Annotated in this window: 11 protein-coding genes and 1 pseudogene; 11 read left to right on the top strand and 1 reads right to left on the bottom strand. The window is 56.1% G+C overall.

Features of this window, described 5'->3' with window-relative positions; all coding sequences use genetic code 11:
* The first annotated feature begins 129 nt into the window (after positions 1 to 129).
* From L6758_RS05610 to L6758_RS05660, 11 genes and pseudogenes are all read left to right on the top strand, one after another.
* Positions 130 to 837, top strand: coding sequence for a TetR/AcrR family transcriptional regulator (locus tag L6758_RS05610; RefSeq protein WP_237204675.1), 708 nt, complete (start codon positions 130 to 132; stop codon positions 835 to 837).
* Between the two features lie 38 nt (positions 838 to 875).
* Positions 876 to 3923: an MMPL family transporter gene (locus tag L6758_RS05615; RefSeq protein WP_237204674.1), complete on the top strand. Its 3048-nt coding sequence runs from the start codon at positions 876 to 878 to the stop codon at positions 3921 to 3923.
* 149 nt (positions 3924 to 4072) lie between these two features.
* Positions 4073 to 5071, top strand: a complete 999-nt coding sequence (locus L6758_RS05620) for an asparaginase (RefSeq protein WP_237204673.1) — start codon at positions 4073 to 4075, stop codon at positions 5069 to 5071.
* On the top strand, positions 5071 to 5466 hold the full coding sequence (locus L6758_RS05625) for a sterol carrier family protein (protein ID WP_237204672.1): 396 nt from the start codon (positions 5071 to 5073) through the stop codon (positions 5464 to 5466). Before L6758_RS05620 ends, L6758_RS05625 begins: the two co-directional genes overlap by 1 nt.
* 73 nt (positions 5467 to 5539) lie before the next feature.
* A complete protein-coding gene (locus tag L6758_RS05630) occupies positions 5540 to 6646 on the top strand; it encodes an Abi family protein (RefSeq protein WP_237204671.1) in 1107 nt (368 codons plus the stop codon).
* A 26-nt stretch (positions 6647 to 6672) separates the two neighbouring features.
* Positions 6673 to 7044 (top strand): hypothetical protein, encoded by a 372-nt coding sequence (locus L6758_RS05635; RefSeq protein WP_237204670.1) that lies wholly within the window; start codon positions 6673 to 6675, stop codon positions 7042 to 7044.
* Positions 7045 to 7199: 155 nt separating this feature from the next.
* Positions 7200 to 8924, top strand: a complete 1725-nt coding sequence (gene purF, locus L6758_RS05640) for an amidophosphoribosyltransferase (RefSeq protein WP_237204669.1) — start codon at positions 7200 to 7202, stop codon at positions 8922 to 8924.
* Complete coding sequence (gene purM, locus L6758_RS05645) at positions 8925 to 10067, top strand: phosphoribosylformylglycinamidine cyclo-ligase (protein ID WP_237204668.1); 1143 nt, start codon at positions 8925 to 8927, stop codon at positions 10065 to 10067.
* Positions 10068 to 10817: 750 nt separating this feature from the next.
* Entirely contained in the window at positions 10818 to 12170 is a 1353-nt protein-coding gene (locus tag L6758_RS05650) for an AAA family ATPase (protein WP_237204667.1), read from the top strand.
* A 2-nt stretch (positions 12171 to 12172) separates the two neighbouring features.
* Positions 12173 to 12811: an RloB family protein gene (locus L6758_RS05655; protein ID WP_237204666.1), complete on the top strand. Its 639-nt coding sequence runs from the start codon at positions 12173 to 12175 to the stop codon at positions 12809 to 12811.
* Between the two features lie 437 nt (positions 12812 to 13248).
* A pseudogene (locus L6758_RS05660) lies at positions 13249 to 13725 on the top strand (AIR synthase-related protein); the annotation flags it as partial.
* A 38-nt stretch (positions 13726 to 13763) separates the two neighbouring features.
* Here the strand turns inward: L6758_RS05660 and L6758_RS05665 are convergent.
* Positions 13764 to 14366, bottom strand: a complete 603-nt coding sequence (locus L6758_RS05665; RefSeq protein WP_336604449.1) for a DUF6270 domain-containing protein — start codon at positions 14364 to 14366, stop codon at positions 13764 to 13766.
* Positions 14367 to 14504 lie beyond the last annotated feature (138 nt).

The raw sequence follows: 14504 nt of genomic DNA on the forward strand, positions 1-14504 counted from the left end.
GGAGTTTTCAGAATAAATGCGGAAAGTTTGCCCGGTCGCCCCCCCCACTAGCCCGCACTCATCCGCTCGTGCCTAACCCCACACCCCAACTATTTGCAGTTCCTGCAATATTGCAGTTACTGTAAATACATGCTGAAAAATATCCCCCCTCCGGACCGGCGCAGGGCACGCTCAACGGCCTCCAAACAAAAAATCGCCGCAGCAGCCGAACACATCGTGCTCACCAGCGGACGGGCAGGCCTCACCGCCTCTGCCTTAGCCGAGCAGGCAGGGGTTTCAGAACGTACCGTCTTCAACCACTTTAAAAAGCTCGAAGACGCCCTCACCTACCAGCTGTCTACCCATCTGGAACCCTGCATCGATGAACCGCCCCTACCCCAGAACCTACCGGCAGAAGAGCTCCCCCGCGCTCTCGTTCAGCATTTCCACGACGCGATAGACAATCGCCGCTCTCAGCAAAGCATTATCCGGTTTATGACCTTGGCAGCAGCTCTTGGTCATGACGAATTTGAACTAGTAGCTAGAGAAGTCAGGCTGACCCTGGACGACATCGGCAACGCCTTTTTCAACGAGGTGAACCGACTCTACCCAGCGCTCTCCGTCAACCAGGTTTTAGCTTTAGGTTTGCTCGTTCACAACCTGATGACGGCCTACATGATTGGCTGGGTGCGCTTTGCCCAGGACATTGACGACAGCATTTTTAAGGGCTTTTCTGTGCCGTTCACTATCAAGCCCCATATGTTTGTTCCGTATATCCACGCCTACCTAGACCAGGTAGCCGCAGGCACCCCGGTATTTACCGCTGACGGCAGCGTTGCCGCAGATCAGACCACCTAAGAGAAAACACAACTACGCGAAAGGGAAACCGGCAGACCATGTCTGAATTCCTCTACAAAGTCGGCAGCTTCGCAGCTCGCCGCGCCTGGGCCGTTATCGGCATCTGGGCGCTGGTGATTGCGCTAGCTGGCGGTGCTTATGCTTCCTTTAAAGGGGAGCTGACCGATTCTATTACCATTCCTGGCACCGAGGCGCAATTGGTTCAGGAAGAGCTGAGCGACACCTTCAACCTGAATCTCAATGCCGGTACCGGTTCTGCCATTGTGCAGACCGAGGACGGCTCAGCCTTCACCGATGCGCAGAAGGCTGCTGTGGCGAGCGCCGTTGCTGAGACCGAGACCGTTGAGGGCGTTGATAGCGTCACCGATCCCTTTGCTGTAGCTCAGCAGCTTGCAGACGGCCAGGTGCAGCTTGAGGCGGGTCAGGCTGAGGTGAGCGGGGGCGAGCAGCAGCTTGCGGACGGCCAGGCGCAGCTTGATGGCGCTAAGAACCAGTTGGATTCGGGGCAGGCTGAGCTTGATTCCCGCAGGGCTGAGCTTGAGTCTGGTCAGCAGCAGCTCGATGAGGGCTATGCCCAGCTTGAGGACGCCCAGAATCAGCTGAACGAGGCCCGTAGCCGCCTTGAGGGTGAGGGTGCTCCGCCGGAAGCTTTTGGTGAGCTTAACGGCCAGCAGGCCCAGCTTGATGCCCAGCGGGCTCAGCTGGACGCTACCGCTGAGCAGCTCAATCAGGGCCGCACCCAGCTGGAAGAGGCCCAGGCCCAGCTCGATCAGGGTCGCGCCGATTATGAAGCCGGTCTTGCCCAGCTTGAAGATTCCCGTTCCCAGTTAGAGAGCGGCAAGAGCACTATCGAGCAGAATGCTGCGCTGCTGCAGATGTCTGAGAGCGGTGTTGCAATTTCTGATGATAACTCCACCGCTATTATCTCTGTTACCTTCGATGCTGAGACCGGCTCTATTCCCGCTGAGACCCTTGATGCAGCTCAGCAGAAGCTCAACGTGCTGTCCGATAACGGCCTGACCGTCACCTACGACCAGTACATGCAGGGTGTTGAGCCTGCGATGAACGCGACCGCTGAGGCTATCGGTATCGGCATTGCCTTTATCGTCCTCTTCCTGATGCTGGGCACCCTGGTCGCTGCCGGGCTGCCGATTATCATGGCGATTATTGGCGTGGGCACCTCGGCCCTGGCCGTCCTGTCGCTTTCGAGCATCGTCGAGATGACCTCCACTACCCCCACCCTGGGCACCATGCTGGGCCTGGCTGTGGGTATCGACTACACCCTCTTCATTCTGAACCGCCACCGCACCAACCTGGCTAAGGGAATGAACGTGAAGGAGTCCATCGCCCTGGCCACCGGCACCTCCGGCGGCGCGGTCTTCTTCGCCGGCGCTACCGTTATCATCGCCCTGCTGGGCCTGAACGTCGTGGGCATCCCCTTCCTGGGCGTGATGGGTAACGCCGGTGCCTTTGCGGTTGCTGTTGCCGTGGCGGTAGCCACCACTCTCTCCCCCGCCGTAATGTCTCTGCTGGGTGAGCGCATCCTGAGCAAAAAGCAGCGGGCGAAAATTGCGGCTGGTGCTCAGGCTGCCAGCGAGGACGACGCCCAGGCGGCTTCCATTCGGGCAGAAGCTAAGCAGGCGGCGGCTGACCACGAGGAGGCCCACCGCGGCTGGATCGGCCTAATCTTGAAGAAGCCGATTGCCACCGTTGCCGCTGTGGTTCTGGCGCTGGGTGCTGTCGCCCTGCCTGTGACCGATATGCGTTTGGGTCTGCCGACCGGTGCCTCTCAAACCACGGATTCAGCTGCCTACATCTCGTACACCACGATTGCCGACAAGTTTGGTGAGGGTCAGAACGGCCCCATCGTGGTAGCAGCTCGTCTGCCCGAGGGAACCACCGAGGAACAGGCTAAGGCTCTGCAGGTTGAGGTGGGCCAGGACCTTCTGGATCAGAGCGACGTTTCAGCCGTCATTCCCGCTATGATCTCTGACGATAACTCCGCCCTGCTCTACCAGGTGATTCCCGATGAGGGCCCCAACGCCCAGTCAACCACCGACCTGGTGCACGCCCTGCGTGATATGACCGTCTCAACCGAGAACGGTGAGGTGACCTTCGGCGTCACCGGTCAGACCGCGATGGCCGTTGATATTGCCCAGAACCTGGCTGAGGTTCTGCCGGTGTATGTTGCGCTGGTGATGGGTTTGTCGCTGCTGGTTCTGATTCTGGTGTTCCGCTCCATTCTGGTACCGGTCACCGCAACTCTGGGCTTCCTCTTCTCCCTGCTGGCAGCACTCGGTGCGACCACGGCTGTATTCCAGTGGGGCTGGGTTGCTGAGCTCTTCAACGTTTCAACCCCCGGCCCGCTGCTTGCCTTCCTGCCAATTCTGGCTGTGGGTATTCTCTTCGGCTTGGCCATGGACTACCAGCTCTTCCTGGTCTCGGGCATGCGAGAGGCCTACTCGCACGGTCGCGGGGCTAAGACCTCGGTTGTCGTGGGCTACCATCACGGCGCCCGCGTGGTCACCGCTGCGGCGCTGATTATGGCCGGTGTCTTTATCGGCTTCGTCTTCTCCGGCGACCCCATGATTGCCTCCATCGGCTTCGTGCTGGCGGTCGGCGTTCTGCTGGACGCCTTCGTCGTGCGCATGACCCTGATTCCGGCGCTCATGTACCTGCTGGGTGAAAAGGCATGGTGGCTCCCCGCCTGGCTCGACCGCCTGCTCCCTGACCTGGACGTTGAAGGCACCAAGCTCGAAGCTCAGGCCCACGAGGAAGAGGCTGCCCCGGCACCTACTGCAACCCCCGCACCTACTGAAGCGCGGACGTCCGCCCCGGCGGAAGACGCTCGGCACGAAGTGGCTGCCCCGGCACCCACTCAGCAACTGGCGTCCGCGCCGGAGCGTCCGGTTAGTCCCACCCAGGTTGTGGCGGTTGAGTCCACACGTGCTCTGGCCCAGGCCGCTGTAGTGGCAGCCGACCAGGCTCTAGCAGCTGCAGACGAGGCCCAGGTTGAGGCGCAGCGAGCTGCCCGCGCGGCCCGCGAGGCGCTCAAGGCTCTTTCTGAGCAGCAGAAAGAGCAGTAGCGAGGACGCCGCACCCGGCTCATCTCGCACGGCCAGTCGGTAGATGCCCGCATTTATTCTGAAAAACCCGCAACTAGTTGCGGATGAATCAGAATAAGTGCGGGCATCGCTCGTTTCAGCGCTAGTGGCTACCCAGTAGACTGGTGGGCATGCAGACTTTTACCGCGCAGCAGGCAGCAGAGCTGGCAGTCGTCACTCGTGGTGACTTTATCGAGTCCCGCCATGTGGGGTCGCTGGTCGTACTGGCGCCCGACGGCTCTACCGCCCTGAGCCTGGGAACCCCCGAGGCTCTGGTCTATGCCCGTTCGGCGCTCAAACCCTTGCAGGCTATTGCGTCGATGAACGCGGGGGCTGAGCTACAGGGGGCCCAGATTGCGCTAGCTGCTGGTTCCCATACCGGTTCTTTTGAGCATATGAAGGTTGCCCAGTCGGTGCTGGCTGAGGCCGGGCTGACCGCCGATGCGCTACTCTGCCCTCCTGCTTGGCCTGCTGATGAGCCCAGTTACCACGCCCTGGTAAGGGCCGGCCACGACAAGCAGCGTCTGGCTTTTAACTGTTCCGGTAAGCACGCGGCCTTTCTGTGGGGCTGTGTGAAGTCAGGGTGGTCGACAGATAACTACACCGACCCGCACCACCCCCTGCAGGAGCTGGTACTTCGGACTATTGAGGAGTTCACGGGTGAAACTCCCCAGTATGTGACCGTGGACGGGTGCGGTGCCCCTGTTGCTGCTACCTCGCTGGTGGGCCTTGCCCGGGCCTATTCCACTCTGGGCTCGGCGGTTGAGAACATCAGAGCTGATGCCCGCGCAGCCACCGTCGCAACGGCTATGGTGGACTACCCCGAGTACGTCCATGCCACCGGCGGCTCCGATACGGTGCTGGCTGAGACCCTCGATGCTGTGGTCAAGCGCGGGGCTGAGGGCGTGCTGGCTATTGGGTTGCGTTCTGGCGCATCGGTGGCGCTGAAGATGCTTGACGGCTCTAACCGGGCTGCTTCTCTGGTCGCTGTGCGTGCGCTCCAGGCGGCAGGTTATGTAGAGGCTGAGGTGGCTGACCGGGCGATTGCTGGAACCACCCTACCCATCACCGGCGGCGGGCAGCCCGTTGGTTCTCTTGAGCCTGGCGCTGCCTTCGAGGGGCTCCTCTAATGGCGATTCGCCGCAAGATTACCGAGGCGGACGGCCTCGCCGCCCTTGCCCAGGTACGGCAGGTTTTTGAGGGTACAGAGGGTGAGGACGCCCGCGCGGCGGCTTTCGCTGCCCTGCCCCGGAGCGTGCGGGCGGCATCCGTCCGTTTTCTACTCGAGGAGCTAGCGACTCTTGCCCCGGGGAATTCTGTGGAGGTGCGGGTACCGCCCATGGGGGTGACCCAGTGTATCGCCGGGCCGCGCCATACCCGAGGTACCCCTCCCAATGTGGTTGAAACCGATGCGTTCACCTGGTGCGCTATCACCCTGGGATATGCCAGCTGGCAGGAATCAGCGTCCGCTATTTCAGCTTCTGGGCTGCGCGCTGATTTGAGCGACTACCTACCGCTTCTATAAAAATAAAAGCCCCGGGAGCTTACTCAAGGCAGAGGCCGCACCGGGGCGTTCATACTCATGGTAGCATGACCACATGCCTAACAAAAATGAGATGGACATTACAAAAATATTGGAACTCCTTTCTGAGCCCCGTCTCTCACCTTATAGGGCGCAAACAGCTTCAGCTCCCGAAGCACTGGAACTTTACACCTGGATTCACCGCATGGCGAGTACTTGTTTTGAGCTGATTGCTTACCTCGAAGTAGGAGTGCGCAATTCCATCGATAATGCGCTCAGAGAACACTATGAGCATAGCCCTTCAAGTATTCCTTGGATTTTTTCCCAGCCTCTCATCAATCATCAAATCGCTGAAATGATAGCAACAGGGCGGAATCGGCTCCCTGAAGTACATCAAAATAACCGGGAGCAGATTTCAGCATCTCTTTCTTTTGGCTTCTGGTCTGGACTGCTGGGAAGCAAATATGATGAGCTATGGAAAAAGTGCCTGCATAAAGCATTTCCGTACGCCTACCAAGGGAAGCGTAAATCTGTCGCTGTAGAGCTAGAAGCGGTAAGAAAATTTAGAAATAGGATCGCCCACCACGATTCTCTGCTTAATACAGACATTCTCTTTGAAGCTACAAGAATCTTTAAGTTGGCTGGTTATATAGACCCGCAGTTCGAGAACTGGATGCGATCTGTATCGAGAGTTCATACTATCTACGCAGAAAAGCCCGTAAACTCAGAAGACACCGTTGTGGTAGCGGGGAAGGACGCCTGGCCTCTCTACTGCGACCACCATATCTACGTGTGCCAGGCCGGGAGATCCTTCAAGGACGTCAAATATATAGCCTTTTACTCGGAGAAAGAGATTAAGCCTGAAGTAGCACGAATCAAATTTAAACGTGATGATGTGCCCTGGTCTGAAGAACACGCAGAGCAGCTCATAGCAAGCAACAACCGAAATGAACGCAAACTTGGTAACGCTATCTTGGCTGCCCGCGCTGCAGGTTGGGAAGGTGGTCGTTACCAGGTTTTTATCCTTTCATCACCCGACGAAAAACCTCCCCACGGTGAGCATAGAACCCTTAACCATCCCATTAAACACGAGCGTCACGGTCGCGGAAGCGCATATACACAAAGTCAAAGATATACGTCTCTCCATGCTTTAGAGTTGGCACAGACAACAGACGATTTATAAATCTAGCCTTGGTAAGGTTAGTAGTTATGAGCATTCTGTCGAGATTCCGCCGTCCCACCGAACCTGCTGCTCCCCTCACCGAGGCTGAGAAGCAGGCAGCCCCCGGCCAGCATTTTGCGCCGGTATCCGCGCCTGACCGTGCCAACCTGACGGTACGCCGAGCCCCCTCCCTACCGGCCTTTGCTATCACCGGCCTGCTCATCGGCCTCATTGTGGCTTTTGTTGTGACCGCCCTCGGCCCGGAAAACCCCAACTATACTTTCGGTGCAATCTACGGCGTGATGGCCGTTATCTTCGGGGCCCTCTGCACCGCCGCCGCCATCGTAGTAGCCCTGCTCCTCGATAAGCGCTCAGCCAAGCGCACCACCACCTACCGCGCTGTCAGCCAGCAAGACTAAATCAAGCCCACCCGTGAGCAGAAACGTTCACACGGTGGGCTTTACTTATCAGTAGCGTATCGGGCAGGTACACTTGATATGTTCGCTCGCTCACGTGTGCTACCCCACGCTGCACGGCGAGATAACCACCCCACAACAAGAGACGGAAAACCACCTTGGCTCGTCCTGACGGAAAACTATCCTTCGACCTTGACCCCGTTGATCACGGCCCTAAAGACGAATGCGGCGTCTTTGGTGTATGGGCCCCCGGCGAAGATATCGCTAAGCTCACCTACTACGGCCTCTACGCCCTACAGCACCGCGGCCAGGAGTCAGCCGGTATCGCCACCAGCGACGGCAAACACCTGAACGTCTACAAAGATATCGGCCTGGTGTCCCAGGTGTTTGACGAGGCCACCCTCAACTCAATGACCGGCCACATGGCAGTAGGCCACTGCCGCTACTCCACCACCGGCGGCAACATCTGGCAGAACGCGCAGCCGACCCTGGGCGACACCCCCCACGGCACGCTCGCCCTCGCCCACAACGGCAACCTGGTTAACTCGGCTGACCTCTACGACCGCCTGCTAGCCAAGAACGGCGGCAAGCGCCCCGAACGCGGTGAGCTCGCCCAGGGCAACACCACCGACACCGCCCTGGTTACTGCTCTGCTCAAGGATCACAACTTTGACAGCCTCGAAGAGGCCGCCCTCGATCTACTCCCCACCCTCTCAGGTGCCTTCTGCCTGGTCTTCATGGACGAGCACACCCTCTACGCTGCGCGCGACCCCCAGGGCGTGCGTCCGCTGGTCTTGGGCCGTCTTGACCGCGGCTGGGTTATCGCCTCAGAAACCGCTGCCCTCGACATCGTCGGTGCGTCCTTCGTGCGCGAGGTAGAGCCCGGTGAGTTCATCACCATCGACGAGGACGGCCTGCGCTCCCAGCGCTTCGCCGAAGCTAAGCCCGCCGGTTGCGTCTTTGAGTACGTGTACCTGGCTCGCCCCGATACCACGATTTCGGGCCGCAGTGTCTACGAGTCCCGTGTTGAGATGGGTCGTCAGCTGGCCCGTGAGCACCAGGTAGAAGCTGACCTAGTTATGCCCACCCCCGAGTCCGGTACCCCGGCGGCGATTGGTTACGCCGAGGAATCCGGCATTCCCTTCGGCAACGGCCTGGTGAAGAACGCCTATGTGGGCCGCACCTTCATTCAGCCTTCACAGACCATCCGCCAGCTGGGCATTAGGCTCAAGCTCAACCCCCTGCGCTCCGTAGTAGAGGGTAAGCGCCTGGTCGTGATTGACGATTCTATCGTTCGCGGTAACACCCAGCGGGCCCTGGTACGCATGCTGCGAGAGGCAGGTGCGAAAGAGGTACACGTGCGGATTTCGTCCCCGCCGGTCAAGTGGCCCTGCTTCTACGGTATTGACTTTGCCTCGCGTTCCGAGCTGATCGCTAACGGCCTGACCATTGAAGAGATCGGTAAGTCGCTGGGTGCAGATTCCCTGGGCTTCATCTCAGAAGAGGGCATGATTGCCGCTACCGAGCAGCCCCGCGAGCGTCTGTGCACCGCCTGCTTTACCGGTAAGTACCCCATCGAGCTGCCCAGCGAAGACCGCCGCGGCAAGTCCATCTTTGATGATTCCAAGGGAGGCCCGCTGGCCGGTACCGCGGCTGAGGTGACGGTGGAGCGTCCTGTTGCCCATAAGCCTTCTAAGGCCCAGGCGGTGTCGATTGATACCCGCCCCGGCACCGATTCGTTGGAACATAAGTTCGACGGTGCCCAGGCGTCATCGAGCACCGGCTCCTGTGAGCCTGGACCCGATTCTGACCTTGAAGATTTAGTCCTTCCCCAAGATACGATTCCTGCCGATTCTACCGGCACTGACCGAGAGGCCCGCTAAATGAGCGAGAACCAGAACGCAGTTACCTACGCTTCGGCTGGTGTAGATGTTGAGGCGGGCGACCGCGCTGTTGAGCTGATGAAGGACGCCGTCAAGGCAACTCACGGGGCCGGTGTAGTGGGCGGTGTGGGCGGCTTTGCTGGCCTCTTTGACCTGTCTGTGCTCAAGGATTACCGCAAGCCCTACCTGGCGACTTCCACCGATGGTGTGGGCACCAAGGTGGCAATTGCCCAGAAGCTCGATATCCACCACACCATTGGTCATGACCTGGTGGGTATGGTCGTCGACGATATCGTTGTGACCGGTGCCCGCCCGCTCTTTATGACCGACTACATTGCCACCGGCAAGGTGGTACCCGAGCGCATTGCCGATATTGTGCGCGGTGTGGCTGAGGGTTGCTCCCTGGCTGGTACCGCCCTGGTGGGCGGCGAAACCGCTGAGCACCCCGGTCTGCTGGCTGAGGACGAGTACGACGTAGCAGGTGCCGCTACCGGCATCGTCGAGGCCGACGAGCTGCTGGGGCCCGACCGCGTGCGCGAGGGTGACGTGCTGATTGCTATGGCCTCCAGCGGTATTCACTCTAACGGCTATTCCCTGGTGCGTAAGGTGCTTTCGGTTGCTGGCTGGGAGTACGAGCGTGAGGTGGCCGAGCTGGGCCGTACCCTGGGTGAGGAGCTGCTGGAGCCCACCCGCATTTACACCGCTGACTGCCTGGATTTGATTGAGGCTTTCCCCGTGAACGGTGAGGACGGCCAGACCGGTTCGGGTGTGCGCGGCTTCTCGCATGTGACCGGTGGCGGCCTGGCCGCTAACCTGGCCCGCGTGCTGCCGGTAGGCACTGTGGGTGTGGTGGAGCGTTCCACCTGGGAGATTCCCGCTATCTTCAAGCTGATCGGTGAGCTGGGTTCTGTTCCCCAGGCTGATCTGGAACGTACCCTGAACCTGGGCGTGGGCATGATTGCTGTGGTTGACCCGTCTGTTGCCGATGCGGCTGTTGAGCGCCTGAACAAGCGCGGCCTGCCCTCCTGGGTGCTGGGTACCGTGCAGAAGGATTCTGGCAAGCATAAGAGCAACCCCGACTACGTGCAGGGTGCTAAGGGCGTGGACGGCGGCGCGGCGGTGCTGCTGGGCTCCTACAAGTAAGCCCTCCCCTCATTCGCTAACGGCGCCCTCCCTACAAGGGGAGGCCGCCGTTTCGTTCCGCTTGTTTTTGGGGCTCCTAGGCATTTAAGGTACCGGGATGTACCGGCTCCCTTTTCGGCCTCCGGGCACAGCTGACGAACACCGACTTGAAAGTTGCAGAACAGCGTGTTGCTTCTAACTTATCAGCTTCAAAGCGATTGATTAAATAAAAAGAACCCTGTGGGCAACCTCTATTACCCCTTGTCAAATGAATAATTTGCTCAGGTTGAGATTGGCTTTAGGCTCCGTTGAAGCCTGTACTTTAAATAAGAAGGAATCCCTCCAACGTGACCCAAAGGTAGCGCCCCTCCGGGAAGTATCGTTTGTGTAAGACTGCCCAGTCCCATATTTTTATGCAGAAGGATTCTGGTGAGCATAAGTCCAACCCTGATTATATTCAGGGCGCTAAGGGAGTGGACGGCGGCGCGGCAGTGGTACTGGGCTCTATAAAAGGTAGACTACCCCCAAATTCACGCAGAGGCAGTCACCTAGCACCGGAAGAACACCTCTACGCACTAGATCAGCCCAAAACTTAGTGGAATACAGGATAACTGATAACATCTAGACTCATATCTGAACCACTGGGAATCATTCCCTGTTAAGTTCGACCCCAAGGGGACTCAACCGTCAGATATACACAAAAAACGTACTAGAGTAGACTTAACACCTGGAGAGTATCGACTCCATTATAGATTTGGAAACAAGTTTGACATGAAACTAATTCGCTTTACAGTACGTAATCATCGGAGCATCAGGGACACACAAACCCTTGATATGGCGCCTAAATTGGGGTCGCGCAACCGTCCAGCACAAGGTAAAACCTGGGAAGATGAGCTGGAAACCAGTGCAATCATCTTCGGCCCAAACGCGTCTGGAAAAAGCAACCTCATAGACGCATTAGAGTTTGCTATAGAAGCAATACGATCTTCAGCAACAAGCTGGCGGGATAGATCATATTTCCCGCATTTCCCTTTTGAACTTCGCGACTCCGCTTCGATCTTCCCAAGCCGTTATGAGTTTGACTTCATCTCCTCTAATGACGAACGCTATCTGTACGGGTTCGAAATTGACACACGTGGAGTGAGAGAGGAATGGCTACGCAGGGTAGCAAAAATTCGATGGTCAACATGCTTCCACCGCATCGTTGACGAAGATGGAGATGACACCGTATGGAACGATAGTTTTATTTCAAAAACCGAACAAAATGCACTTGGCAATTATCAGCAAACAGAGTTAATTCTTTCCGCCGCCTACAGAAACAACATTCGCCCGCTATCAATTATTGCATCTGAAATCTTTCAAACTTCTATCATTGGGTCAGGTTCAGGTAGCGTAAGTAGTCGGGTTGACTCAATTGTCACATCATTAATCAACGGCAAAATAAGCCGCTCAGATTTACTAGAGATGCTACGCGCTGCCGATTTTGGGATTAACAATATTACAGTGAATGAAGCGAAAATCCCAAAAGAGGCTTTCGACGTGCTTCAAAAATTTATTGAGGCAGTTGAATCCTCATCAGAACATCAACTCCCCTCCGCTAAACCTTCTGAAATTTCTGATGTTGTATACAATTTAGTGTTTAAGCACGTCGGAGAAAACGGTAAACCATATGAGTTACGATTCATCGATGAATCTGATGGAACTCAAGCCTGGATTTCTGTTGCGCCAAGAATTATAGATGTACTCAGACAGGGTGGTATTTTTGTTGCTGACGAGCTTGATGCCAGCCTACATCAATCATTAATTGAAATGATTATTCAATTATTCACAAATGATATCAACAACCCACACGGAGCACAGCTTATTCTGTCAACCCATAATACAAATATACTAGAACATAGAAGTGAGCTAGGGCTTACTTCTGACTGCTTCTGGTTTGTTGAAAAAGACCTTGAAGGAGCAACAGAATTATATGATCTCACCGGTTTCAAGACCCCTCCTGATGCCAACCTTGAACGTCGCTACCTAAATCATCGATTTGGAGCTTTGCCCAAAACCCAACCGTCAGCCCTAAGAGGTCTTATTTTAAATACCCCAATCGTTGAAACCAATCATGAGGAGTAACCGTGGCAAGGAAAAATAAATTTTCACGAGGCATACGAGCTGAGCGCAAGCCACGCGGGCAATCAAAAATTGAGGGCAAGAGGTTTCTTGTGGTAACCGAGGGAGTTTTAACTGAACCTCAATATTTTGAAAGACTTCAACAACTCCCCCAATTTCAGCGTGTTCAAATAATCACTGACCCTAGACCACGAAAAAATGGTAAGGGTGCCAATGTATCAAGGGGCTCGGATCCAGTAAGTGTCATAAATGCTTGCGCAAACAAAAAGTCCACTGATAAATCTAGCTACTCCGGATACTTTTGCGTTGTTGATGTAGACCACTACAACACAAGAGTAGTCGCAGGCTCTCCATCTACACTAGAGCAGGCTCTTAAAATAGCCCAAGAACAAAATGTGGATGTAGTTGTTTCCCATTGCTCATTTGAGTTTTGGCTGGAGTGCCACTTGGTAAATAAAAAGAAGTTGCAAATGGGTGGAGATAAGAGCATAAAAAATGATTTCCCCATAGAAAGATTTCAGGAAGCTTGCGAAGTTGCTGACAGGAGGGCTATTAATGCCCAGGACAGAAAAGTGGAGTTCAACGAGATCGGTCCCAACCCCTCCACCAGCATGCCACGGCTTATTGAGAAATTCTTAAATTAGCACAAATAGACAAAATAATTTTAAAAACCTAAGATTCACCACCCGTTTCCGGTAGTTTAAAGCAGAGATATAACACAGTACCAGCAGATAGGGATTCTACAATTATAGTCGAACACTGAGCACTTAAGAAATCAGTCTCATTATAGTTGCCATTATATTTCATCAAGGTGTTGGAAATAGCAATTTCCTTCTTATAGATATTGACTGAATTAAATATAATTCTCTCAAAGTTTTCTTACACTCATCATCCGCTCAGTGATATATAGTCAGCACCAAAACTGAAATATATCATTTTATTCTTTAGGGCTATTTCCTGCTGCCCCCCCTGATACCAGGATTACCCAGTTGCTCGATACCCACCACATAATCTGCAATAACCCAGTGGGCGTAATGGCTAATGAAATCGTCATGGCCAGCACCACCGCCAATATCGTTGGGGTGAGGAGCTGTTGGAACCCACCCGCATTTACACCGCTGACTGCCTGGATTTGATTGAGGCTTTCCCGGTCAACGGTGAGGACGGGCAGACCGGTTCGGGTGTGCGCGGCTTCTCGCACGTGACCGGTGGCGGTCTGGCCGCTAACCTAGCCCGTGTGCTGCCGGTAGGTACCGTGGGTGTGGTGGAGCGTTCGACCTGGGAGATTCCGGCAATTTTCAAGCTGATTGGTGAGCTGGGTTCTGTGCCCCAGGCTGACCTGGAACGCACCCTCAACCTGGGTGTGGGCATGATTGCTGTGGTTGACCCGTCGGTTGCTGATGCGGCCGTTGAGCGTCTGAACAAGCGCGGCCTGCCCTCCTGGGTACTGGGTACCGTGCAGAAGGACACCGGCGAGCACAAGGCCAACCCCGATTATGTGCAGGGCGCTAAGGGCGTGGACGGCGGCGCTGCGGTGCTGCTGGGGGCCTACAAGTAGGTTTTACGCTTTATAGCTCCTGGAGCTAGCTGCCAGATTTAGGGTCGCTTATTGACTGTGGCGCTGAGCCCCATGGATGCGGGTGTGGGTTGCCCGTCTGGGGTTGTCTCAGCCCAGTTAATGCGTAGTAGGCGGGTGCGTTCTAACAAGCCGGCGTCGTCTAGCCGGTGAACGAAGTTGGTGACTTTTTCGCTCCAGCCTTCAAAATGCTCGTCACTTCCAAAAGTTACGTGGGTGTGGGGTTCAAGAGCTTCAAGAGCTGGCTGTGAATGAATGAGGTCGATGGAGCGGGTGATGATTTCTCCGCTCATGAACCAGTGCACGCCGTGGCGCTCGTCGGTAAGGTCCCACAGAAATATGTCGATGGTTTCTGCTCGTTGGAAGAGCTGTCTCAGGGGGGTTCCTGCCCAGTCGTCACGAACCATGCGTTCTTGGAAGGCTGAGTTGAGACCGAGGCTGGCCGGTAGTTTCTCGCTGGCGTCGCTACCTTCGGAGAGTACGGAGTGGCGGGCTGTGTACCCTGCCAGGGTGTAACTTCCGGCAGGCAGAGCAGCGACGGTGTCCCGAGCAACGCAGGAGCCGTAGACGTAGATTCGCGGTGAGTCGGTAATAGCCAGTTCCTCTCGGCGATCGTTTTTCAGTCTGAACTATAGAGGCTTATTCAAAAGTAGACACGCACCCCACACCCACCAACTAGACAACGGCCCCACCCGCGGCAAAAATATGAGCGTTAAATCTCTACAAATAACCTCAAGCCATACCGGACAAGACCGTTGCTA

This window comes from Rothia nasimurium, from assembly GCF_928382285.1.
Lineage (GTDB): Bacteria > Actinomycetota > Actinomycetes > Actinomycetales > Micrococcaceae > Rothia > Rothia nasimurium_E.